At 46.8% G+C, this 21,797-nt stretch carries 24 protein-coding genes; 16 read left to right on the plus strand and 8 right to left on the minus strand.

Annotation, left to right across the window (positions count from 1 at the left end):
* Nucleotide 1: 1 nt before the first annotated feature.
* Nucleotides 2–1,258 carry a beta-ketoacyl-ACP synthase II gene (gene fabF, locus I5M27_RS18055; RefSeq protein WP_200507796.1) on the minus strand — a complete coding sequence of 419 codons (1,257 nt, stop codon included), beginning with the start codon at nucleotides 1,256–1,258 and terminating at the stop codon, nucleotides 2–4.
* Nucleotides 1,259–1,329: 71 nt separating this feature from the next.
* Nucleotides 1,330–1,566, minus strand: coding sequence for an acyl carrier protein (locus I5M27_RS18060; RefSeq protein ID WP_026462992.1), 237 nt, complete (start codon nucleotides 1,564–1,566; stop codon nucleotides 1,330–1,332).
* 191 nt (nucleotides 1,567–1,757) lie between these two features.
* Here I5M27_RS18060 and I5M27_RS18065 point away from each other — a divergent pair, with 191 nt between their 5' ends.
* Both I5M27_RS18065 and pyk read left to right on the plus strand, forming a co-directional pair.
* The gene (locus I5M27_RS18065; RefSeq protein ID WP_200507797.1) at nucleotides 1,758–2,186 is read left to right on the plus strand and encodes an IPExxxVDY family protein; all 429 of its coding nucleotides are present in this window, start codon (nucleotides 1,758–1,760) and stop codon (nucleotides 2,184–2,186) included.
* 4 nt (nucleotides 2,187–2,190) lie between these two features.
* Nucleotides 2,191–3,624 carry a pyruvate kinase gene (gene pyk / locus I5M27_RS18070; protein WP_200507798.1) on the plus strand — a complete coding sequence of 478 codons (1,434 nt, stop codon included), beginning with the start codon at nucleotides 2,191–2,193 and terminating at the stop codon, nucleotides 3,622–3,624.
* Nucleotides 3,625–4,005: 381 nt separating this feature from the next.
* Here the strand turns inward: pyk and rpsT are convergent, their stop codons facing one another.
* Nucleotides 4,006–4,263 carry a 30S ribosomal protein S20 gene (gene rpsT, locus I5M27_RS18075; RefSeq protein ID WP_200507799.1) on the minus strand — a complete coding sequence of 86 codons (258 nt, stop codon included), beginning with the start codon at nucleotides 4,261–4,263 and terminating at the stop codon, nucleotides 4,006–4,008.
* A 196-nt stretch (nucleotides 4,264–4,459) separates the two neighbouring features.
* On the opposite strand from rpsT, the gene I5M27_RS18080 reads away from it, so the two are divergent.
* The 6 genes from I5M27_RS18080 to I5M27_RS18105 are packed head-to-tail and all read left to right on the plus strand — an operon-like array spanning nucleotide 4,460 to nucleotide 9,847.
* Nucleotides 4,460–5,596 carry a cytochrome-c peroxidase gene (locus tag I5M27_RS18080; RefSeq protein ID WP_200507800.1) on the plus strand — a complete coding sequence of 379 codons (1,137 nt, stop codon included), beginning with the start codon at nucleotides 4,460–4,462 and terminating at the stop codon, nucleotides 5,594–5,596.
* A 28-nt stretch (nucleotides 5,597–5,624) separates the two neighbouring features.
* Complete coding sequence (locus I5M27_RS18085; protein ID WP_200507801.1) at nucleotides 5,625–6,410, plus strand: MbnP family protein; 786 nt, start codon at nucleotides 5,625–5,627, stop codon at nucleotides 6,408–6,410.
* A 22-nt stretch (nucleotides 6,411–6,432) separates the two neighbouring features.
* Nucleotides 6,433–7,221, plus strand: a complete 789-nt coding sequence (locus I5M27_RS18090) for an MbnP family protein (protein ID WP_200507802.1) — start codon at nucleotides 6,433–6,435, stop codon at nucleotides 7,219–7,221.
* 14 nt (nucleotides 7,222–7,235) lie between these two features.
* Nucleotides 7,236–8,300 carry a cytochrome-c peroxidase gene (locus tag I5M27_RS18095; protein ID WP_234462598.1) on the plus strand — a complete coding sequence of 355 codons (1,065 nt, stop codon included), beginning with the start codon at nucleotides 7,236–7,238 and terminating at the stop codon, nucleotides 8,298–8,300.
* Nucleotides 8,301–8,338: 38 nt separating this feature from the next.
* Nucleotides 8,339–9,313 (plus strand): YheT family hydrolase, encoded by a 975-nt coding sequence (locus I5M27_RS18100; RefSeq protein WP_200507803.1) that lies wholly within the window; start codon nucleotides 8,339–8,341, stop codon nucleotides 9,311–9,313.
* A 54-nt stretch (nucleotides 9,314–9,367) separates the two neighbouring features.
* Complete coding sequence (locus I5M27_RS18105; RefSeq protein WP_200507804.1) at nucleotides 9,368–9,847, plus strand: hypothetical protein; 480 nt, start codon at nucleotides 9,368–9,370, stop codon at nucleotides 9,845–9,847.
* Between the two features lie 399 nt (nucleotides 9,848–10,246).
* On the opposite strand, the gene rsmG is transcribed toward I5M27_RS18105, so the two are convergent.
* From rsmG to I5M27_RS18120, 3 genes are all read right to left on the minus strand, one after another.
* The gene (gene rsmG / locus I5M27_RS18110; RefSeq protein ID WP_200507805.1) at nucleotides 10,247–10,876 is read right to left on the minus strand and encodes a 16S rRNA (guanine(527)-N(7))-methyltransferase RsmG; all 630 of its coding nucleotides are present in this window, start codon (nucleotides 10,874–10,876) and stop codon (nucleotides 10,247–10,249) included.
* A gap of 366 nt (nucleotides 10,877–11,242) precedes the next feature.
* Nucleotides 11,243–11,854 (minus strand): RNA polymerase sigma factor, encoded by a 612-nt coding sequence (locus tag I5M27_RS18115; protein WP_200507806.1) that lies wholly within the window; start codon nucleotides 11,852–11,854, stop codon nucleotides 11,243–11,245.
* Complete coding sequence (locus I5M27_RS18120) at nucleotides 11,842–12,972, minus strand: glycosyltransferase (RefSeq protein ID WP_200507807.1); 1,131 nt, start codon at nucleotides 12,970–12,972, stop codon at nucleotides 11,842–11,844. The genes I5M27_RS18115 and I5M27_RS18120 overlap by 13 nt, the downstream gene beginning before the upstream one ends.
* A gap of 280 nt (nucleotides 12,973–13,252) precedes the next feature.
* Between I5M27_RS18120 and tgt the strand changes: the two genes are divergently transcribed.
* The 3 genes from tgt to I5M27_RS18135 all read left to right on the plus strand — a co-directional run bounded on the left by tgt (nucleotide 13,253) and on the right by I5M27_RS18135 (nucleotide 16,690).
* A complete protein-coding gene (gene tgt / locus I5M27_RS18125) occupies nucleotides 13,253–14,383 on the plus strand; it encodes a tRNA guanosine(34) transglycosylase Tgt (RefSeq protein WP_200507808.1) in 1,131 nt (376 codons plus the stop codon).
* Nucleotides 14,384–14,534: 151 nt separating this feature from the next.
* The gene (locus I5M27_RS18130) at nucleotides 14,535–15,611 is read left to right on the plus strand and encodes an LptF/LptG family permease (RefSeq protein ID WP_200507809.1); all 1,077 of its coding nucleotides are present in this window, start codon (nucleotides 14,535–14,537) and stop codon (nucleotides 15,609–15,611) included.
* A 143-nt stretch (nucleotides 15,612–15,754) separates the two neighbouring features.
* Nucleotides 15,755–16,690, plus strand: a complete 936-nt coding sequence (locus I5M27_RS18135) for a DMT family transporter (RefSeq protein ID WP_200507810.1) — start codon at nucleotides 15,755–15,757, stop codon at nucleotides 16,688–16,690.
* Here the strand turns inward: I5M27_RS18135 and ispE are convergent.
* Nucleotides 16,646–17,455 (minus strand): 4-(cytidine 5'-diphospho)-2-C-methyl-D-erythritol kinase, encoded by an 810-nt coding sequence (gene ispE, locus I5M27_RS18140; protein ID WP_200507811.1) that lies wholly within the window; start codon nucleotides 17,453–17,455, stop codon nucleotides 16,646–16,648. The two genes, I5M27_RS18135 and ispE, sit on opposite strands and share 45 nt — an antisense overlap.
* Nucleotides 17,456–17,841: 386 nt before the next feature.
* On the opposite strand from ispE, the gene I5M27_RS18145 reads away from it, so the two are divergent.
* The 5 genes from I5M27_RS18145 to I5M27_RS18165 all read left to right on the plus strand — a co-directional run bounded on the left by I5M27_RS18145 (nucleotide 17,842) and on the right by I5M27_RS18165 (nucleotide 21,155).
* Entirely contained in the window at nucleotides 17,842–18,465 is a 624-nt protein-coding gene (locus tag I5M27_RS18145) for a sugar transferase (RefSeq protein WP_200507812.1), read from the plus strand.
* Between the two features lie 33 nt (nucleotides 18,466–18,498).
* The gene (locus I5M27_RS18150) at nucleotides 18,499–19,152 is read left to right on the plus strand and encodes an acetyltransferase (RefSeq protein WP_200507813.1); all 654 of its coding nucleotides are present in this window, start codon (nucleotides 18,499–18,501) and stop codon (nucleotides 19,150–19,152) included.
* Nucleotides 19,136–20,266, plus strand: a complete 1,131-nt coding sequence (locus I5M27_RS18155; RefSeq protein WP_200507814.1) for a DegT/DnrJ/EryC1/StrS family aminotransferase — start codon at nucleotides 19,136–19,138, stop codon at nucleotides 20,264–20,266. The genes I5M27_RS18150 and I5M27_RS18155 overlap by 17 nt, the downstream gene beginning before the upstream one ends.
* Before the next feature lie 109 nt (nucleotides 20,267–20,375).
* Nucleotides 20,376–20,789: a hypothetical protein gene (locus I5M27_RS18160; protein ID WP_200507815.1), complete on the plus strand. Its 414-nt coding sequence runs from the start codon at nucleotides 20,376–20,378 to the stop codon at nucleotides 20,787–20,789.
* Between the two features lie 174 nt (nucleotides 20,790–20,963).
* Nucleotides 20,964–21,155, plus strand: coding sequence for a hypothetical protein (locus I5M27_RS18165; protein WP_200507816.1), 192 nt, complete (start codon nucleotides 20,964–20,966; stop codon nucleotides 21,153–21,155).
* A gap of 329 nt (nucleotides 21,156–21,484) precedes the next feature.
* Here I5M27_RS18165 and atpC read toward each other — a convergent pair whose 3' ends face one another.
* Complete coding sequence (gene atpC, locus I5M27_RS18170) at nucleotides 21,485–21,730, minus strand: ATP synthase F1 subunit epsilon (protein ID WP_200507817.1); 246 nt, start codon at nucleotides 21,728–21,730, stop codon at nucleotides 21,485–21,487.
* Nucleotides 21,731–21,797 lie beyond the last annotated feature (67 nt).

A 21,797-nucleotide genomic window follows, 5' to 3' on the forward strand; every position in this document is an offset into this window, starting at 1 on the left:
GTTAATCGTTAATTCTGCGGAAAATAACCGACGTATTGTGGCCGCCAAAACCAAACGTATTGCTCATCACTACGTCTACCTTCCGGGCTTGCGCCTTATTGAAGGTAAAGTTCAGACGCGGGTTAAAGCTGTCATCGTCGGTAAAATGGTTGATGGTTGGCGGTATCATATTGTGCTGCATAGCCATGATAGAAGCAACCGCCTCGATGGCACCGGCAGCGCCCAGCAGGTGGCCGGTCATAGATTTGGTAGAGCTGATGTTCAGGCTGTAAGCATGCTCGCCGAAAACGGTTTCGATTGCTTTGGCTTCGCTGATATCGCCGAGTGGCGTGGAAGTGCCGTGCACGTTAATGTAATCTACTTCTTCCGGACGGATGTTGGCATCACGAAGCACGTTCTGCATTACTTTCAATGCGCCTAAACCTTCCGGGTGTGGGGCGGTAATGTGGTACGCATCGGCACTCATGCCGCCGCCAATAATTTCGGCGTATATTTTTGCCCCGCGGGCTTTGGCGTGTTCGTATTCTTCCAAAACTATCGCGGCTGCACCTTCGCCCAATACAAAACCGTCGCGGTCTTTATCGAACGGGCGGGAAGCGGTTTCCGGGGAATCGTTGCGTTCTGAAAGGGCTTTCAGCGCGTTAAAACCCCCAATACCGGCTTCGGTAACGGCTGCTTCAGAACCACCGGTCATAATCACGTCGGCCATTCCTAAGCGGATGTAGTTGAAAGAATCGATGATAGCGTTGGTTGCCGAGGCACAGGCCGAAACCGTTACAAAGTTCGGGCCGCGGAAACCGTATTTAATGGAAATATGGCCAGCCGAAATATCGGCGATCATTTTAGGAATAAAGAAAGGATTGAAACGCGGAGTACCATCGCCGTTGGCAAAGGCCACACATTCTTCCTGAAAGGTACGCAAGCCCCCGATCCCGGAACCCCAGATCACCCCAATGCGGTCGGCTTCGGCTTCACTGATCTCTTCCAGACGGGCATCTTTTACGGCCTCATCGGCTACTACTAAAGCAAATTGCGAGAAAAGGTCCATTTTACGGGCCTCTTTCCGGTCGAAATAATTTCCGGGGTCGTAACCTTTTACTTCGCAGGCAAACTGGGTTTTGAATTTAGAAGCATCAAAACGGGTAATAGGCGCCGCGCCACTTACGCCGTTGGCTAAACCGGTCCAGTATTCCGAAACGGTATTTCCAAGCGGCGTAAGTGCGCCAAGGCCTGTTACAACTACTCTCTTAAGCTCCATAAGCTTTTGTTAGAGGGGTTGGTTAATAGGTAATTTGAATTAGTAGCAGTATTGCAATAAAAAAAAGAGAACTACTTGGCGTGCTCTTCCAGGTAGCTGATCGCCTGACCAACAGTACCAATGTTCTCAGCCTGATCATCCGGAATAGAAACGTTGAATTCCTTTTCAAATTCCATGATAAGCTCTACAGTATCCAGGGAATCGGCACCCAGATCGTTGGTGAAGCTTGCCTCAGGAGTAACTTCAGACTCCTCAACACCTAACTTATCGATGATAATTGCTTTTACTTTTTCTGCGATTTCTGACATTTTCTTACTATTGGGTTTAAAACTAAATGCAAATAAATGGATTAAATAAAATATTCGCAAACAAATTTACTTTATTAGTTTGTGGATATTGTTTGTGGATAAATGTTTTCGGGCATTTACTCCCGAATGGCCGGGAAGGTTATTACTTTTAATGCCCCGAAAGATACCGTTTTATATTTTAATATCTGCCTATGAAAACCCTTCGTCTGGACCTTGATTACGAATACGACTTTGAGCTGTATGGCATTGTATCTTCGAGCAAGGAATACACGTTGGCCTGGGCTATTAATCAATGCTTTAACCTGCGGCTCATCAAACAAAAAGACCTTTGCTTCGACTTTATAAGCAAGGGCCGGCTGGTTATTTCCAACTACCTGCACCGCAACGATCATTATTCCATTCGCCTTTTCCGCAATAAATCCGTAGACCTGAGCACGCTCAAAAAACCGTTTCTGGTGCCGGATATTAAAGAATACGATTATGTAGTACAGATCACAGGAGCTTACGATAAATTTTGCTCGCAGGAACTTATCCGCAAATTTAACCTGGTGCCGCTGGTGCAATACGTAAAACAGTTCGACCCAAACGCGCTGCAGTTTAAAGACAACCTCATTTTTTAACCGAATGCAGATCAACTTCAATAAAACCAAAATAATTGCCACGGTTGGCCCGTCCACCAATACCAAGGAAATGCTGATCGCCTTAATAGAAGAAGGTGTAGACGTTTTCCGGCTTAATTTTTCGCACGGCACCCACGAAGACCACCTGAAGGTGATCAGGTTCGTGCGTGAGATCAATAAAGAGCACAAAATGAACATCTGCCTGATGCAGGACCTGCAGGGCCCGAAGATCCGTTTAGGCGATATTGAGGGCGGCAGCCTGGAAATTATACCCGGGCAGCGGCTGAAAATTGTGTGCGATAACGTACCCAGCGTGCCGGGCCGGCTTTCCACCATTTATAAAGATATGGCCAAAGATGTGCGCGTAGGCGATGCCATTCTGATAGACGATGGCAAAATTGAGCTGCGCGTGGTAGATACCGACCACGAAACCGAAGTAACCGCCGATGTGATTTATGGCGGCACCGTAAAACCCCGCAAGGGCATAAACCTGCCACACAGCAAAGTTTCCGCGCCTTCGCTTACCGAAAAAGACCTGCGGGACCTGGAATTTGGCTTGGAGCACGACGTAGAATGGGTGGCGCTGTCTTTTGTGCGCAAGGTAGAAGACATTGTAACCCTGCGAGAGATAATTGAAGCCCGCGGGAAGGAAACCAAAATTATTGCCAAGATCGAAAAGCCGGAAGCCATTAAAAACATCGATGGCATTGTGCAGGTTTGCGATGCCATAATGGTGGCACGCGGCGACCTGGGCGTGGAAGTAGGCATGGAAGAAGTGCCTATGATCCAGAAAGACCTGGTGGAACGCGCCAATTCGGCCGGCCGGCCGGTAATTATTGCCACCCAGATGATGGAAAGCATGATCTCAGCCCCCCGCCCTACCCGCGCCGAAACCAACGACATTGCCAACGCGGTAATGGATGGAGCGGATGCCTTAATGCTGAGTGCCGAAACAGCTTCGGGGCAATACCCGGTAGAAACCATCCGGAGCATGAACAAAACCATTCAGAGCGTGGAAAAACATGCCGATATCTTTCACCGGAATTTTGTTTTCAACCCGCAATCTGAAACGTTCTATAACGACAGCATTGTAGCCAACGCCGTAAACCTGGCCCGCGATACCGATGCCGTTGCCATTGTTGGCCTTTCCAAATCGGGTTACACGGCTTTTCAGCTGGCCAAACACCGCCCTAAAGCCAACCTGTTCATTTTTACCGATAACCGCCGCCTGCTGAACGTACTGAATTTACTCTGGGGCGTGCGCGGTTTCTACTACAATAAATTCAGCGTATCTACTACCGACGAAACCGTGGTGGATATTAAACGCCTTTTAGTAGCGACCAAACACGTAAAACCCGGCGACGTTTTCATCAGCACCTCGGGCATGCCAACCAACGCACACAAGAAAACCAACATGATTAAACTGAGCATTGTGTAGCAAAACGCTATACTTTGAAAGCAAAAAAGTCGGGCTAAGCAATTGGCCCGACTTTTTTATGCGTTTTGGGTAGCGCTTTTCAACTTTCAGAATTTTGTAACGCTATAAAGGAAATAAAAACCTGCATTTTAAACCAAAACGCTATGCTTTTCGGCTGCAAAACTCAAAATAAGCCGCGAAAGCCTTTAATCTGGTTCAACTGCGATCATAAATACTATCTTCTGAACCTGAAAAACTAAAAACGAAAAGAAGCCTGACCGTTTGCACGATCAGGCTTTATATTTTCATTTCCGGAATCCGGCAATTTCTTTCCCTTAATCAGGAAGCCTTACTTTTGCCGGTAAAATGATAGCGTTTTGTAAAACTACGGGAAGCTTAAAATTAAGCAGCCAGTTTGTTCACAAATTTAGCCAGTTTAGACTTGGTGTTACCAGCTTTGTTTTTGTGAATGATGTTTTTCTTAGCCAAACGGTCCAGCATAGAAGAAGCGGTTTTGAAAAGCTCAACTGCTTCATTTTTATCGTTCGTAGCACGCAGTCTTTTAACTACAGTACGGGTAGATTTTGCCTGATAACGGTTCAGAAGACGTTTCTTTTCGTTTGCTCTGATTCTTTTTAATGCCGACTTATGATTAGCCATGGTTACTTATTTTCAAAAATTAAATTTCGGTTTTCAAATGAGTCTGCAAATATAGGAAGTTAATTTTTAAATAGCAAAGCAACCTTTCTACAAAATTTTACGACCTCCTTATTAAAGCCGAATTGCTAGCAAATATAAACTTAAAGCCTTAAATTTAAGTTGCTTTTAAAAACTGTCATCCCGCTGTTAACTTCGTATGAAACAACGCATAACTTTCTTTTCGCTCCTGGCAGTGCTGGCTTTTGGCTGCAAACCGGAAGCGGAAACGATACCCGGCACCACCGCACTTGAACTGAACGCGCCTAAGAGTTTCGGCAAACCGGTAATTCCGGCCGATAACCCGACTACCGTGGAAGGCGTGCAACTGGGCCGGATGCTGTTTTATGAAAAGAAATTATCGGGCGACAATTCCATGTCGTGCGGTACCTGTCACCAGCAGAAACACGCCTTTACCGACGGCAGCAACGCGGTTAGCTTAGGAATAGACGGCAAACCGGGCACCCGAAATTCCATGAGCCTGGTAAATATGGCCTGGAGCACCAGCTACACCTGGGATGGCGGCGCCAAAACCCTGGAGCAGCAGGCCCGCATTCCCATAGAAAGCCAGGTAGAAATGCACCAGAACATGCAACAGGCGGCCCGGAAACTGCAGAATTCTGCGCATTACCCGCCTTTGTTCCGCCGCGCTTTTGGCAACGAAAAAATTACCGAAGAAAATATTCTGAAAGCCCTCGCGCAGTTCGAAAGAACCCTGATCTCGGCCGATTCGCGCTACGATGCCTTCAAGAAAGAGTACGACAAGACCAAAGACAATTCCAAAGCCATTTTCTCGGACGATGAATACAAAGGTTTTGTGCTTTTCAACAACCACCCGGACCCAAACAGTATGCGCGGCGCCGACTGCATGCACTGCCACGGCGGCGACCTTTTCACCACCCAGGTAATTACCAATAACGGCCTGGATTTGACCTTTAAAGATCCGGGCAAAGGCGGCATCACCGGCAACCGTTTCGACGAAGGCAAATTTAAGGCTACCACGCTGCGCAATATTGCCCTTACAGCGCCTTACATGCACGATGGCCGCTTTAAAACCCTGGAAGAAGTGCTGGACCATTACAACGAACACGTGGTAAGAAACAGCCCGAACCTGGACCCGGAAATTTCCGGGGCCAGCAACAACCACGACCCGGTGAAGGGCCTGGGCTTAACGGCCCGGGAGAAACAGCAGATCATCGCTTTCCTCAAAACGCTTACCGACGAAAAGTTTGTAACCAATCCGGAATTTTCCGATCCGTTCCCAAATTTCGCTGATCCGTCGAAAAAATCTAAGTAATCATCTTCATTCATATAAAACTACTACCATGAAAACACCCCGCCGCTTTTCCCGCTTGCTCGCTTTGGCTTTGCCGTTCTCTTTCGTGTTCATGTCGCTGAGTTGCGGTGAAGATCCGGAACCGCAGCCTGCTCCGCCAGTGGTTAACGATCCTCGCATGGTGGTAAATTTCAGCCACGAGGTAGATGGCCAGCCGCTGGAATTCAACAGCAAGGAATACACCAATGCAGCCGGCAATAAATACAACGTTACGCTCCTGAAATACTACATCAGCAACGTAACCTTAACCAATTCTGAGAACGGCGAAGTTTTCAAGGAAAAGGACAGTTACCATTTAATTAATCCCACTGAAAACAAGACCAGCTTTACGCTGAATAATGTGCCGGCTAAAAAATACGATCGTATTTCTTTTGCCATCGGCATTGATTCGGCCGCTAACCTGAGCCTTGACCAGCCCGGCGACCTGAATCCGAACAACGATATGGCCTGGAACTGGAATACCGGTTACGTTTTCCTGAAATTCGAAGGCAATAATATGAAGCCAAACGCTGCCGATAACCGGGCCGTGGTGCTGCACGTGGGCCACAACGTCAATTATAAAATCGTTACCTTCCCGATAACCGGCGACGTAACATTTGCTCCGGACAAAGCTTTTAATGCCAACATCCGGGTAGATGCCAATGCCCTGCTGGAAAGCCCGAACGTTATTGATTTCAACTTAATTACGAACGTAATGGGCGGCCCGAACGCTGCTAAAGTTGCCGAAAACTACAGCGATGGCATGTTTAGCCTGATCGAAGTAAAGCAACAATAAACGCTGAAAACCAATAAACGCGATGAAAAAATACTCCTTTCTGCTATTAGCGGCCGGCCTGCTGCTCAGCGCCTGCGACAACGACGACGATGACAAGAAAGTGGTGCCGGAAGAACCGGCTAAATCCGCCTCCGTAGAACTGGAATTCGACAGCCGTTTTGGCACGGAAGATTTTACAAGAAACAAAGCCTACGTAAATCAGCACGGCGATTCGGTGGCCGTAGGGAGCATGCTGTATTTTGTTTCGAACGTAGAATTACTAAAAGCCGATGGCAGTGTTTACAAAGTGCCCGACAGCTATTATTTAATTGAAAATACGGATCAGAAAGTGCGGGAGAAAGTTATTTTACCAAACATTCCGGCCGGCGAATACACCAGGCTGCGTTTTATGGTAGGCGTAGATTCGTTGCGCAATAAAAGCATAAATAATGCCGTAGGCGACCTGACGATCAGCAACCACATGACCTGGGAATGGAGCACGGGTTATATGTTCCTGAATTTAAACGGCATGTATTACAACCCGGCCAGCAAAACTTTCGAAGGTTTGTTTTATGAAATCGGCAAAGACTACAACAGCCGCACGATAGAGTTGGATTTTCCGGCCTCAACGCCAAAAATGCTGGTTAACCCGGAGCATAGCCCTAAAATTCACATTCACGCCAACGTTAAAACCATTTTCGGCGGCCCGAACATTCTGGATGTAAAAACCGAACCGCGCATAGATGGCACGCCCCAACATGCGGCCAGCAGCTTAAAAGTAGCAGATAATTATGCTGCCATGTTCCGGATCGACCATATTCACGGGCACTAGTTTTTTGCATTAAAATGATACGGTTTCGGCAAATATTATGGTTTTCGGGTTTGGTGGTGGTTTCGGCCTGCACCAAACCCGAAAACCGTTTGCCCGAACCGGCCCCCGAACCTTTTACCGTTACGGCTCCGGAAAACCTGGGGAAAACGGTACCGTTTCCGGACAGAAATCCGTTTACCCGCGAAGGCATTCTGCTGGGCCGAAAATTATTTTACGACCCAACGCTTTCGGCTAACAATAAAATTTCCTGCGCTACCTGCCACGCGCCGCAAAAAGCCTTTACCGATGGGCTGGCTTTAGGAACGCTTGGCGTTTCCGGCAAAGCCCTGCACCGCAACGCGCCCACTTTGCAAAACCTGGCCTGGCACAAAGGCTGGTTCTGGGATGGCGGCGCCAAGGACCTGGAATCGCTTAATTTCGGGCCCCTGAAACATGAAGACGAAATGGGCCAGGACCTGAACGAACTGGTAACCGAACTCAAAAACAACCCTGAATACGCACCTCTTTTCAAAGCTGCTTTCCCGCAGGATTCCATTTCTACCATTACCCTTACGCGGGCGCTGGCGCAGTTTCAACGCACGTTGATTTCAGCCAATTCCCGATACGATAAATACGTGCGGAAGGAAGGCGGAAAACTCGATGAGCAGGAATTGGAAGGCTTAACTATATTTCAGCAGAAATGCAGCAGTTGCCACGCCACCGACTTTTTCACCGATTTTGCCTACCATAATAACGGCCTGGATAACACCTTTCCCGATGATTTTGAAGCCGTAGCCTGGGGCCGTGGCCGTATTTCTGAAAAGCCCGCAGACATTGGCAAATACAAAACCCCTACCCTGCGCAACATTGCTTTAACAGCACCTTACATGCACGATGGCCGCTTTAAAACCCTGGCCGAAGTATTGGAACATTATAATTCCGGCGTAAAAAAATCGGCTACTTTAGATGCGGAGTTGCAGAAAAACCCCATGCCGGGAATTGCCTTAACCGAATCCGAAAAAACGAAACTGATCGCCTTCCTGAATACCCTTACCGACCCGGAATTCGTAAACAACCCTGACTTTTTACCTGCCCGCTGATAGCGTTTTTCCGTAAATTTGCGGCTTATTTGTAGTTTATGCCGGTTCTGCCTACCCCCGTTTTTTCGCCGCCTTTTTACCAGTTCAACAAGCATTTGCAAACCATTCTGCCCAGCATGCTGCGCAAAGTAAGCGGCGTAAACTACACCCGCGAACGAATTTCCACGCCCGACCGTGATTTCCTGGACCTGGATTGGTTGGTAATAGGATCAAAGCAATTGCTCATCGTTTCGCACGGCCTGGAAGGCGATGCGCACCGGCCTTACGTAAAAGGGATGGTGAAAGCGGCCCATAACGCCGGCATGGATGCACTGGCCTGGAATTACCGGAGTTGCAGCGGCGAACCGAACCAGCTTTTGAGTTCCTACCATTTGGGCGCCACGCAGGATCTGGACCTGGTAATTCGCTATGCTTTGAAACAGAAAAAGTATGAAACGGTTTACCTTACGGGCTTTAGCGCAGGCGGCAACATTACCTTAAAATACTTGGGCGAAGCGCCGGAAAAAGTGCCTGCAGAAGTGAAAAGAGCCGCCGTTTTTTCGGTTCCCTGTCATTTAAAAAGCTCGGCCCTGCAAATTTCCCGGCCCGAAAACCGCATTTATTTACGCCGCTTCCTGAATTCGCTGCGCCTGAAACTGGAACAGAAAATTCCCATTGCCAACGGCACGCTCGATCTTTCGGATTACCACCTGGTGCGCGATTTTCAGGCCTTTGATGACCGGTTTACCGCGCCGCTGCACGGCTTTGCCAATGCCGACGATTATTATGCGCAATGCAGTTCGCTGGCTTATTTGCCCTCTATTCAGATCCCAACCTTACTGGTAAATGCGCAGAACGATCCGTTTTTATCACCACAATGTTTCCCGGTAAAAGAAGCAGAAGAAAACCCGAATTTGTTTTTAGAGATGCCGAAAAACGGCGGCCACGTGGGTTTTGCCCTGGATTTTGCTAAAGGCATTTATTATTCCGAGCAACGCGCCATGCAATTCCTGACTGCCGAAGTTCCGGCATAAATTTGTAAATTTGCCTTGCTTTCGCCGCTTTTTTAAAGCCTTCAACCCCTGATTATGAAAAAACTTTTTGCTGCCTTTCTGATACCGTTTTTTGCGTTCACTGCCGTTTTTGCCCAGCAGGAAATTCCGGTAGAGAAAAAAGACCGCAACGAATATACCTTCAAAATGCCCGATTACATTACCGTTCAGGATTTTGAATTCGTTTCCGCCATCACTACCGATCAGCCGGACGTTTATATCATCAACATCCGGGCACTCGATGCCGAAAAAAAGCAGGACGCAAACGTTAAAGGCAAACTGCTTTTCGAGATTAACGGCCATATGCTTCCGGTAGATTTTACAGATGGTTTGGGCAGCGCGAAAGTCGAAATTAAAGGTACTGACAAAATTACCATGCGCGCCGTAGATTCGGATATTACCCGCACCGGAACCATTGCGCACCCTTTTAACTGGAGCAAAATTGGAGGATTAGTGCTGGCCCTGGTAGCATTAGGCGCAGTGGTTTGGTTTATTCAACGAAAAAGAAAGAAATAAAACTTCTGTTTTTTGAAATGCAAAAGCCGGAATGGATCGTTCCGGCTTTTTTAGTGACTTTTTGGGATGGAAATGATAGCGTTTTTGGTCTGTAATTTAATACTGAAATAAAATCAGGAATGTGCCATATATGCGGGGTTGTTGCCACATGCCATTCATTTAAGAGATTTATATGGTCATCCCGAGCTTGTCGAGGGATCTAACGCGTACCGAACCCGCACGAAAGCTAATCTGAATCCTTGAGCGGTAGGAATTTATCGCTCTTCGCTCAAAATTCCCTTGTAATTCTGCGTTAGTTCCTTCGATAAGCTCAGGATGACCAGATAATTTGAAGGAAATTTTCATTAGTTGACCGCATTGCCCACTAGGTGGACCCTACGAATTTTTAATGTCAAATCCCTACCGTTCTTTCCCTATCGAAGGCACAAAAACAACTTTCTTGGTATCGAAAAAATCTTCTTCGAAATAATTTTTCAGATCGAACAATTCGGTAACTAAACCCGATTCAGCAATTTCTTCGGTCAGGTCGCCGCCTTTCAGGTAGTAAAGGCCGTGATTGGGTGCATCGGTTTTCTTGAAGCTGAACTGGATCCACTGGTAAAATTCGGCTAACCGGGCTACGGCGCGGCTTACAATGTAATCGTAGCGGTCTGGCAATTGTTCAGCACGGATCTGCTGTGCCGTTACGTTGTGCAGTTTCAGTTCGTCGGCAATGCTTTGCACTACGTGTATTTTTTTACCGATAGAATCTACCAGGTGAAATTTTACTTCCGGAAACATGATGGCTAAAGGCAAACCCGGTAAACCGCCGCCAGTTCCCACATCGAGCACGTGCGTGTTGGCCGGAAACTGAATGACTTTGGCAATGCCGAGTGAATGCAGAATGTGGCGCGTAGGCAATTCGTCGATATCTTTCCGGGAAACCACGTTGATCTTCGCGTTCCAGTCTTTATAGAGTTCGTTCAGGCGGGCGAATTTCTCCTGCTGCTGTTCGGTTATTTCAGGGAAGTATTTTTTGATGATATCCACGGTGGGTAATGGCTAATGAAATAATGTGCTAATGTGCTAATTAATTCTGAAGATTAGAATTTTGGTTTCTATAATTTAATGAATAATGCAGGTAAAAGTCCCCCTTTGGAGGGGGTAGAGCGAGGTTTTTCACGTTTTGTCATTTCAACGCAATGAGAAATCTCTTGAGGAAGGTAGAATAGTCAGAATAAAAGCTACTACCATCTTGATGAGATCCCTCATGTCGTCGGGATGACCGAATAATGTGGTTCTCCCCCTACCCCATCCAAAGGAGGACAAATTCTGCATTGTAAAACGCTATGGATTTAAACGAAAAAACCCCGGCCGAAGCCAGGGTTCAATTTCGTTCCTTCAATTAATTTCTAATTAAATAAGGTGTTTTTTGTTCTTTACCATGTCATAGAGCAACTCGCGGGCGCGGTGCAGTTGGGCTTTAACCGTGCCAAGCGGGGCGTTGAGTTCGGTAGCAATTTCTTCGTAGGAAAGTTCATCGAAATAACGTAGCGTTACCAGACGCTGATATTTATCCGGAAGCTTGGCCACGATAGATTGCATGATCTCGATCTTCTGATTTTTGATGGCGCTTTCCTGCGGGGTAAGGTTGTTGTCCTTAAAATCGATGGTGATCTCGTCGCCGTTGTCAATTTTAATGGCCGAATCGATGCTCATCGTTTTGATCTTGTTCTTGCGAATGAAGTCGATGCAGTTATTGGTGGCAATGCGGAAAAGCCAGGTACTGAAAGCGTATTCGGGGTTGAATTTGTGGAGGTTACGGAATGCCTTGGCAAACGCTTCGATGGTAAGGTCTTCGGCATCGTCGGGGTTGCGCACCATTTTCAGTACCACGTGGTACACCGGCTTTTTATAGATCTGCATCAGTTCGGCGTAAGCTTTTTCGTTGCCTTCCTCTACCGCCGATTGTATCAGTTTGAAGTCGTGCTTGGCCTTTGCCGAAAATTGTTTGTTTACTTCTTCCATGCTATTTTTTTGAACATTAAGACCGATACGGACAACATTATATATAAGATATAATATATTGCATCTAATATCGGCATGAGTACTACTGAAAGCCGCTCCTTTAGGTTACCTGCAGCCTGATAATAAATAGAATAAACTACCAGGCAGCGCCCTGCAAATATCGCTCCCAACCACACCAAATTGGCCTGCATAACCAAAAGTACGACTGAAAGACCGTAAAATAAGATGTTTGCCAAAATAAAAATTCCGATCCGGAAGCGGTCTGCCAATTTATACTTTTTGCCTGCGCTCAGGTGCCGGCGTTTCTGCTGCCACCATTCGCGCCAGGTTGCCTTGGCTTTGCTTTCGGTTTGGGCCTCGTAGCCGATCACCACGTTTACTTTGCTGTTGGCGGCGGCATCGCGCACAAAAAGATCGTCGTCGCCGCCCGTAGCCCGGATGTGCGACGCAAAACCTTTATTCCGGTAAAAACACGATTTAGTATAAGATAAATTCCGGCCGACGCCCATGTATGGTTTCCCTTTTACGGCAAACGACAAATACTGCATCGCGGAAAGTAAGGTTTCGTATTTAATAAGATAACCAAGGAAACCCGGCAATTGTTCATATTTTCCGTAACCAAGTACAATTTCGGCGCCGTTGGTATAGCCTTTCATCATTTCCGAGATCCAGTTCTCGCTCAGCGGCACGCAATCGGCATCGGTAAAAAGCAGGTGTTCGTATTTGGCCGATTTTATGCCCAAGCTCAGCGCATATTTTTTCGGGTTGAAACCAGCGGGCGTATTTTTAATGGAAATTAAACGCGTGTTGGGGTAATATTGGGTGATCTGCTGCATGTAACCGCCCGTCTGGTCTTTGGAGCGGTCATCGATCAGCATGAGTTCAAACTCGGGGTAATTCTGCTTCAGGAGTTTAGGAATAAGCTGTAAGAGGTTTTCGAACTCGTTATGCGCGCACACAATTACGGTAACCGGAAACCCGGGCGTTTCGAAAGGCAGGTGTTTTTTAAAAAGTGCCAGGCTCAGAAAATAGTAAAACGCATAAAAGAACTGCACCAGCACGGTAAACGCCAACAGCAAAAACAGTACGTTCTCTAAGGAAAAAGGAAGCGGAAACATTTAGTTTAATTAATAATTAAGAATTAATAATTAAGCGTTTTTTGGTTGAAAACCCTACCGTTTTTCAACCGCTACGCCTCAGCCTATTACTAATTCTTTGCGGGAAATTCAAGCATCAAAGCTACCGCTAAAAACAACAATCGCCAACCTTAAAAATCAATTAATTCCTAAAAGCCGGGCATAGTTCGTATCTTTGCCGGCTTATAAAAAGCATTAGTAATTTTGAATGAACGGCAACCGGATATTCTTAATTATTAATTCTTAATTCTTAATTAAAGTAATGACATTCGAACTTCAAGCCCAGGATTCTGGTTCCAACGCCCGCGCCGGGAAAGTAACCACCGCGCACGGCGAAATACAGACGCCGATCTTTATGCCTGTGGGCACGGCTGGCAGCGTTAAAGCCGTGCACCAGCGCGAACTGAAAGAAGATATTCAGGCGCAGATCATCCTGGGGAATACATACCATTTATACCTGCGTCCGGGCCTGAACGTACTGGAAGCGGCGGGCGGTCTGCATAAATTCAACGGCTGGGATAAACCAATTCTGACCGATAGCGGCGGCTACCAGGTTTTCTCGCTTTCGGGCACCCGGAAAATTATTGAGGAAGGCGTAAAATTCAAATCGCACCTGGACGGCTCTACGCATTTGTTTACGCCCGAAAACGTGATGGACACACAACGCACCATCGGCGCCGACATTATCATGGCCTTTGATGAATGCACACCCTACCCTTGCGAATACGATTACGCCAAGAACTCCATGCACCGCACGCACCGCTGGCTCGAACGCTGCTGCACCCAATTCGATGCTACCGAAGGCAAATACGGCTATGACCAGACTTTATTCCCGATCGTTCAGGGCAGTACTTTCAGAGATCTTCGTACGCAATCGGCGGAGTTTATTGCCGGCATGAACCGTGAAGGAAATGCCATTGGCGGCCTTAGCGTAGGCGAACCGGCAGAAATGATGTACGAAATGACCGACCTGGTTTGCAGCATTCTGCCCAAAGACAAGCCGCGCTATTTAATGGGCGTAGGCACGCCGGCCAATATCCTGGAAAACATTGCGCTCGGCGTAGACATGTTCGACTGCGTGCTGCCAACGCGTAACGCCCGGAACGGCATGCTTTTCACCACGCAAGGTATTATTAATATCCGGAATGTGCGCTGGAAAGACGATTTCAGCCCGATAGATGCGGAGCTTGGCGGTTATACCAGTACATTCTATACCAAAGCATATTTGCGCCACCTCATGCACGCCCAGGAATATTTAGGCGGCATGATAGCCAGCGTACACAATTTAACGTTCTACCTCTGGCTGGTTAAACAAGCCCGCGAGCAAATTCTGGCCGGCACCTTTGCCGCCTGGAAAAACGTAATGGTAGAAAAACTGATGACACGATTGTAATTAGAAATTATGAATTAGAAATTAGAAATGGTTTTTGGGGTTAAGAGTTTTGGAGCCCGAAAGCATACCGTTTTTATTTCGAATTCACAGACCAAAAATTTCAGAAGAAAATAATTTCTAATTTTTAATTTCTAATCTCTAATTAAAAACTGTGAAGCTTTTAGATAAATATATTCTGAAGAAATTCCTGACCACGTTCTTTTTTGTGGTGTTGCTTTGCGTGCTCATTATCTGCGTGATCGACTTTACCGAAAAGAACGACGACTTTATTAAAAATAAGGTAGGCATCGGCTCAGTTCTCTTCGATTATTATTTCAACCTGATCCCGTTTTACGCCAACATGCTCAGCCCGATCACGGTGTTTATTGCTACCGTTTTCGTTACGGCCAAACTGGCTTCGCATACCGAAATTATTGCGATTCTGAGCAGCGGCGTAAGTTTCCGGCGTTTACTGGTACCCTATATCATCGGGGCAACCATTATTGGCGCCATCATATTCGTTTTGCTGGGCTGGGTTATTCCGAATGCGAATAAAACGCGGGTGGCTTTCGAGATCAAGTACATTAAAAATCCGTTCAACTACGATGCGCGCAACATTCACATCAGGGTTGGTCCGGAAAGTTACGTGTACATGGAAAGCTACAACAATACGGCCAACGTGGGGTATAAATTCGCGCTGGAACATATTGTTGGCACTGACCTTAAAAGCAAACTTTCATCGGAAGTAATTTCGTGGAACCCGGAAAAGAAGAAATGGCGCATCGATAATTATACGCTCCGTACGTTTAACGGCGAAAAAGAAACCATCAGCTACGGGCAGGCCATAGACACAACGCTGAATCTATTGCCGAAAGATTTTGCCAGCACGTACCGCCTTTCCGAAACGTTTACCTTGCCCGAACTGAACCGCTACATTGCCGAAAAAGAAGACCGCGGCGCCGATGATACGGAGATTTACCTGATCGAAAAATACGAGCGTTTCAGTTACCCTTTTGCCATTATCGTGCTTACCATTATCGGGGTAATTCTGAGTTCCCGGAAATCGCGCGGCGGCGTGGGCTTGCAGATTGCTTTGGGTTTTGCCCTGGCATTCGTATTCATCATTTTCGTAATTATGAGCCGTAGCTTAGCACAGGTCGGCGATGTTCCGCCCATGCTCGCTTCCTGGATCCCGCTTATGATCTTCTCGGTGATTGGTGCGGTACTTTATAAGACTGTGCCGAGGTAGGATCGTTATTCATTGTTCGTTTTTCGAAGGCTTTAAAATGCACCAGGATTAATAGACTTCCCGAAAGCTTTCGGGGCGCAAGTAAAATGCCAGGAATATTTCCTGAAGCAATCACCACCTTAAATAATTAGCACCTTAACTCAATGCCCCGCTTAAAAGATTTTCTCGAGTTACATTTCATTATTTTCCTGTGGGGATTTACCGCCATTTTAGGCAAGCTTATTTCTATTCCGGCCGTGGAGCTGGTGGCTATCCGTACGCTGATCACCTGCGCGGCGCTGGCTTTGATCATCAAATTCCGGGGCGGACTTTTCAGGGTTGGAAGCCTACCGTTTTTGCAGATGCTGGGCGTTGGGTTTTTAATTGCTGCGCACTGGATTCTGTTTTTTGCTTCTGCGCGGGTGGCTTCCATTTCTATTTCGCTGGCGGGTTTGGCTACGGCCAGTTTATGGACCGCTTTGCTGGAACCGATCTTCACGAAAAAGAAAATTAAACCGCACGAAATTCTGCTGGCGATTCTGATCATGATCGGGCTTTATGTGATCTTTCAGTTTGAATTCGACCATGCGGTAGGCATTGTAATGGCGGTTGGCTCGGCGCTGATGGCAGCTATTTTTACCATCATCAACAGCCGGCTTACCAAAAAATATCCGGCGGCCACCATCACCTGCTACGAAATGGGCGGCGCTTGTCTGGCTACAGTATTGTTCTTTCCGCTTTACCTGGCTTATTTTACCTCGAACTCAGGTTTAGATTTCTCGCTGAGCACTATGGATTGGGTGTGGCTCATGATCCTGACGCTGGTTTGCACGGTGTATGCGTATACCGGCGGCGTGCGGCTCATGCAGCGCATTTCGGCGTTTGCCATGAACCTGACCGTGAACCTGGAGCCGGTTTACGGCATTCTGCTGGCCTGGGTCATTTTCGGGGAAAGCGAGCAAATGTCGATGGGTTTTTATTACGGCGCTTTAATCATCCTGGCGGCCGTTTTCATTTACCCGATCCTGGATTCCTGGTATGAGCGTAGGCTGAAATCAAAGGCGCCCGTGCCAGCTTCTGAAATTATCGGGAAAGGTTAATTCCGCCGGAATTTCAGTTTGAAAAATGCCGAAAACCGCCGAACCCGAACCTGTCATAGAAGCGTACCTGGCACCAGCTTCAAAAAACTGTTTTTTCAGTTGCGGAAGAATTGGATACGTGGGAAAAAGCGCCGTTTCAAAATCGTTGAACACAGTTTTTGGCCAGGTTTCCATAGCGTTTTGCACAGCTTCTTTTACCGGGATTTTGGCTGGTTTGGGTTTAATTTTTCCGTAGGCTTCGGCGGTGGTGATGTGAATTTCCGGGTAAACAATCATGACCTTGTAGCCGCTCAGATTCATGGTTACCGGTTCAAATTCATCGCCTTTGGCATACGCGTAAACCGGTTTATTCCGGATGAAAAAAGCACAATCGGCACCGAGTTTCCGGGCGTAATTTTCGAGTTGTTCCGGCGTTAAGTTAAGTTCGAAAAGTTCGTTTAAACCTTTCAATGCAAAAGCCGCATCGGCAGAGCCACCGCCTAATCCGGCCCCGATCGGGATGTTTTTGTGCAGGTGCATTTTTACCGGCGGAATTTCAAAATCGGCTTTCAGTAATTGGTATGCTTTCAGGCACAAATTGCTTTCCGGGTTGCCGGGAATTTGGATGCCTGACGAGGTAAATTCTATTGCTTCGGCCGGCAGAATTTCCAGGGCGTCGCACCAGTTTACCGGGTAAAAAACCGATTCCAGGTTATGAAATCCATCCGGGCGGCGCTCGGTTACGTTCAGACCAATGTTTATTTTGGCGTTCGGAAATAAGATCATGCGGCAGAAATTTGGAAAGCAAAGTTGCGAAATTCCGATGACTAACCTGAACGGCAAAGCGTAAAGTTTTGAAACGGTAATGCAGTTTTTGAAATTAATCGAAAGATTTGCCGCAATAATCTGTGAACAGGCCTAGACCCAATGCCATCAACTTAAGGAATTATTGGGTCTTCCCGACCTTGGGAGGGAACTAACGCGTACCGAACTTACCAGGAATTTAGCTCCGCTGGATCTTCGATTTCTTCGACAGGCTCAGAATGATCAGATAATTTGTCGCAATTATGCGCGGACAGGTCAAGCCCGGCCCTACTTGACTTTTCCGGTTGATTTCCCTACCGTTTTCGGTAGTTTTCCGTTAACTTCGAAAACTAAAAATACACGTCTGTTTGTATCTAAATTTCCTGAAACCGGCTTTTGACTTTGTAGTAGCGTTGCTGCTGTTGGCTTTGCTGTGGCCGGTACTTTTGGCGGGTATTCTGATAGCGTTTTTCGGCAATAACGGGAAGGTATTTTTTAAGCAACCACGCCCCGGATTACACGGAAAAATTTTCACCATTTATAAATTCCGGACCATGAACGAAAAACGCGACGCGCAGGGAAATTTATTGCCGGATGCCGAACGCCTCACTCCGCTCGGAAAATTCATCCGGAAAACGTCTTTAGATGAATTGCCTCAGCTTTTTAACGTGCTCAAAGGCGATCTGAGTCTGGTTGGTCCGCGGCCGCTTCTGGTGGAATACCTGGAGTTGTACAGCCCGGAAGAAATGAAACGTCATAGCGTGAAACCGGGCATTACCGGCTGGGCGCAGGTGAACGGGCGTAACCGGCAAACCTGGGAAGAACGCTTCCGGCTGGACCTTTTCTATGTAAACCATATTTCGTTTGGGCTCGATCTGAAGATCCTGTTTCGAACGCTGCGGAAGATTTTCCGGAGTCACGAAACCAGCGCCGAAGGCCATGCTACCATGGAAAAATTCAGGGGAAGCGGAAAGCCGGCAAAAACCGATTAAAAGCCTTAACTTCGTAAGCATACTGATTGGCCTATGAAAGACATCGCAATTTTTGGCGCCGGCGGTTTGGGCAGGGAGATCGCGCTGCTTATTCAGCAGATAAACGAAGCGCAGCCCACGTGGAACATTACCGGTTTTTACGACGAACAGCGTTTCACGAAAGATATCGACGGATTTGCTTACCTCGGTTCGGTAAAAGAGCTGAACGAAGTTGGCTCGGAATTAAACCTGGTTATTGGCATTGGCAATTGCAAATGGAAACAACAGGTCTTTGAAAAGATCGAAAATCCGAATATCAAATTCCCTACGCTCATTCATCCTTCGGTACAAATGCGCGCTTTCCAGCGCTGTGAAATTGGTGAAGGCACCGTAATAGCCCAAAACGTAGTAATTACCACCAACGTAAAGATCGGGAAACACGTACAGGTGAGCCCGGCTTCCACGCTGGCCCACGACGTGGAAATCGGCGATTTTTGTTCGCTGATGTATGCAATAAACCTGGCCGGGAACGTTAAACTGAGCCGGGGAGTTTACATTGGCACCAATGCTACGGTAATCCAGTTACTCGAAGTGGGAGAAAATTCAATTGTGGGCGCAGGCGCGGTGGTTACCCGTTCGCTGCCTGCCAACTGCACCGCCGCCGGGCTTCCGGCGCGCATCATAAAAACGCATGAAACACCGGCCTAACCGCATTTTTTTATCGCCGCCGCATATGGGTGGCCACGAGCTGAATTACGTTCACAAGGCGTTTGAAGACAATTTTGTAGCACCCGTTGGGCCAAACATCGAAGGCTTTGAACGCGAGCTCTGCGAAAAAGCGGACGTGCTGCATGCCGTAGCGCTTTCTTCCGGCACGGCGGCCATTCACCTGGCTTTAATTCTTCTGGATGTTGGCCCCGGCGATGAAGTTTTGTGTTCGTCGTTCACTTTTTCGGCCTCCGCCAACCCGATCGTTTACCAAAGAGCTACGCCCGTTTTTATAGATTCGGAGTCCGAAACCTGGAACATGAGCCCGGAATTTCTGGAGTTGGGCATTCAGGAACGGATCAGAAAAGGCAAAAAACCGAAAGCTTTGATCCTGGTTCATTTGTATGGCATGCCGGCTAAAATGGATGAACTGCTGGAGATTGCCCGCCGTTACGAGATACCGGTTATTGAAGATGCGGCCGAAGCCCTGGGTTCGAGTTATAAAAAACGCAGGGCGGGCAAATTCGGCGAGGTGGGTGTTTTTTCTTTCAACGGCAATAAAATAATTACTACTTCGGGTGGCGGTGCATTGGTTTCGGAGAATAAAGAACTCGTAGAAAAAGCGCGTTTTTTAGCCATGCAGGCCAAAGATCCGGCGCCGCATTACGAGCATTCACAGATCGGGTATAATTACCGGCTCAGCAATATTTCGGCGGGCATAGGCCGCGGGCAACTAGAGGTATTGGAGAAACGGGTTAAACAGCGCCGCGAGAATTTCAGTTTTTACCAGGAAGCCTTTCAGGGAATGGAGGAAATGCAGTTCTTACAGGAACCGGCCGGCCATTTCAGCAACCGCTGGCTCAGCACTTTTACGCTTCAGAACAATAGCGTTTCGCCGGAAAAAATCCGGTTGCATTTAGAAACCTGCAACATAGAAAGCCGTCCGCTCTGGAAACCCCTGCATTTGCAGCCGGTTTTTAAAGATTATCCATACTACGGCGAACGGGTAAGCGAACATTTATTCCAGTCGGGTTTATGTTTGCCTTCGGGTAGCGATCTACAGGAAGAAGACTTACAGCGGGTGGTAAAGGAAGTAAAAAAAGTATTTGGTTAAGCAGTTTTTCAGGGTAAAAGGATAGCGTTTTTGAGTGCCTGATTACCGGAAATTACGTTCTATGTATTAGCTTTTTTGGCGAAACAGACCTACTTCATAATCTGCAATTATGGATTTTAATTTTAAACATTTTGAAAATAACCTGGGGCAGATCTATTGTTCCCTCAGGTACCACGATCAGCTAAAAGCTATTACCGTAACCTGGAAAGGCACGGCCCAGCTAGGCGGCCTGGAAAAGGTAAAAAACGAAGTAGTTAAAATGATCAAAAGGAAGCATGCCCTTTTTCTGATCAACGACTTTCAGGATCTTTATTATAATGCTTCCGATGCATTGGCTAAATTCTTAGAAGAAAGCTGGGACGATGAAGTGCATGCGGCAGGTTTACAATACGTGATTCATGTATGGAAGGAAGGCACTGAGGTGCCGCCGGTTTCAGCTAAAGCTGCCAAATATATCCGCTTTTCCCCCAGCAAGCTCGATGCCGTGGAATGGATACAAAACCAGCTGAAAGAAATCTCATAACTCCTATTTCTGTCTCCGGTTAATTCTTTGCTTGTGCCTGGTTAACAGTTTTTGCGCATGAAAGCATAGCGTTTTAATGCTTCGTATATTTTTCCCGGCAATTTAACCTGTTAAACTTTCCGGCTCAGAATCGTTTTTATATATGGATCATTTCTGAAATTGAAAACCAGCGGTATGGAAGAAGAAGCAAAAGAATTTAATTTTAAGCACTTTGAGAATAGCCTGGGAATAATTTACTGTTCGATCCGCTATCATGCCCACTTGAAGATGACAACGGTTACCTGGAAAGGAACCGCTCCCGAAGATAGTGAGAAACGAAGGCCTGGAGTTTATAAAAAAGCACGAATGTTTATTCCTACTAAATGATATTCAGGATTTTTTCTCAGCTTCCACCGAAATTCTTACCGATTTAATACGGTCGAAGTGGAGTCAGGAAGTTTTGGAGAGCGGTGTTCTTTATATTGTTCATATTCTGAAACCGGAAATGGAAGTTCCTTTGTTGTCTGACGTTGATTCGGCTTCTACAAAGTTCTTCTACAATAAATTCGATGCGCTGGAATGGGTTACAAAGCAATTGAAAACGATGTAACAGCCTTAAACTACAAGGCACTTTTTCAGCCCCAGACCTTGGCGTTTTAAACACAAAAAGCCTTCCTCCGTTAAGAGAAAGGCTTTTTAAATAAGTGATCTTCGGCTTAGCTCAGAACGGCTTCGGCCAATACTACAATCTTGTTATTCAGCACTTCTACCACTCCGCCTTCAACATTGAAGAACTGGTAGCCAGAAGTGGTCGTAATACGGAGTTCACCATTAGCCAGCGTGCTTATAAGCGGGGCGTGGTTATTCAGAACTTCGAACGAGCCTTTGGTTCCCGGAAATTTAGCTCCGATCACTTCACCTTCGAAAACCTTTTTATCCGGAGTGATTATTTCTAAATGCATGCTTTTAATGTGCTAATTAGTTAATGTGATAATGTGCTAATTAAAAAATTAAGTAATGTGCCAATTT

It is taken from the genome of Adhaeribacter terrigena (genome assembly GCF_016623615.1).
Lineage (GTDB): Bacteria > Bacteroidota > Bacteroidia > Cytophagales > Hymenobacteraceae > Adhaeribacter_A > Adhaeribacter_A terrigena.

Excerpts from the sequence above, each read along its gene's own strand:
- fabF (WP_200507796.1), bottom strand. The coding sequence starts at position 1,258 with ATGGAGCTTAAGAGAGTAGTTGTAACAGGCCTTGGCGCACTTACGCCG.
- I5M27_RS18060 (WP_026462992.1), bottom strand. The coding sequence starts at position 1,566 with ATGTCAGAAATCGCAGAAAAAGTAAAAGCAATTATCATCGATAAGTTA.
- I5M27_RS18065 (WP_200507797.1), top strand. The coding sequence starts at position 1,758 with ATGAAAACCCTTCGTCTGGACCTTGATTACGAATACGACTTTGAGCTG.
- pyk (WP_200507798.1), top strand. The coding sequence starts at position 2,191 with ATGCAGATCAACTTCAATAAAACCAAAATAATTGCCACGGTTGGCCCG.
- rpsT (WP_200507799.1), bottom strand. The coding sequence starts at position 4,263 with ATGGCTAATCATAAGTCGGCATTAAAAAGAATCAGAGCAAACGAAAAG.
- I5M27_RS18080 (WP_200507800.1), top strand. The coding sequence starts at position 4,460 with ATGAAACAACGCATAACTTTCTTTTCGCTCCTGGCAGTGCTGGCTTTT.
- I5M27_RS18085 (WP_200507801.1), top strand. The coding sequence starts at position 5,625 with ATGAAAACACCCCGCCGCTTTTCCCGCTTGCTCGCTTTGGCTTTGCCG.
- I5M27_RS18090 (WP_200507802.1), top strand. The coding sequence starts at position 6,433 with ATGAAAAAATACTCCTTTCTGCTATTAGCGGCCGGCCTGCTGCTCAGC.
- I5M27_RS18095 (WP_234462598.1), top strand. The coding sequence starts at position 7,236 with ATGATACGGTTTCGGCAAATATTATGGTTTTCGGGTTTGGTGGTGGTT.
- I5M27_RS18100 (WP_200507803.1), top strand. The coding sequence starts at position 8,339 with ATGCCGGTTCTGCCTACCCCCGTTTTTTCGCCGCCTTTTTACCAGTTC.
- I5M27_RS18105 (WP_200507804.1), top strand. The coding sequence starts at position 9,368 with ATGAAAAAACTTTTTGCTGCCTTTCTGATACCGTTTTTTGCGTTCACT.
- I5M27_RS18115 (WP_200507806.1), bottom strand. The coding sequence starts at position 11,854 with ATGGAAGAAGTAAACAAACAATTTTCGGCAAAGGCCAAGCACGACTTC.
- I5M27_RS18120 (WP_200507807.1), bottom strand. The coding sequence starts at position 12,972 with ATGTTTCCGCTTCCTTTTTCCTTAGAGAACGTACTGTTTTTGCTGTTG.
- tgt (WP_200507808.1), top strand. The coding sequence starts at position 13,253 with ATGACATTCGAACTTCAAGCCCAGGATTCTGGTTCCAACGCCCGCGCC.
- I5M27_RS18135 (WP_200507810.1), top strand. The coding sequence starts at position 15,755 with ATGCCCCGCTTAAAAGATTTTCTCGAGTTACATTTCATTATTTTCCTG.
- ispE (WP_200507811.1), bottom strand. The coding sequence starts at position 17,455 with ATGATCTTATTTCCGAACGCCAAAATAAACATTGGTCTGAACGTAACC.
- I5M27_RS18150 (WP_200507813.1), top strand. The coding sequence starts at position 18,499 with ATGAAAGACATCGCAATTTTTGGCGCCGGCGGTTTGGGCAGGGAGATC.
- I5M27_RS18155 (WP_200507814.1), top strand. The coding sequence starts at position 19,136 with ATGAAACACCGGCCTAACCGCATTTTTTTATCGCCGCCGCATATGGGT.
- I5M27_RS18160 (WP_200507815.1), top strand. The coding sequence starts at position 20,376 with ATGGATTTTAATTTTAAACATTTTGAAAATAACCTGGGGCAGATCTAT.
- I5M27_RS18165 (WP_200507816.1), top strand. The coding sequence starts at position 20,964 with ATGGAAGAAGAAGCAAAAGAATTTAATTTTAAGCACTTTGAGAATAGC.
- atpC (WP_200507817.1), bottom strand. The coding sequence starts at position 21,730 with ATGCATTTAGAAATAATCACTCCGGATAAAAAGGTTTTCGAAGGTGAA.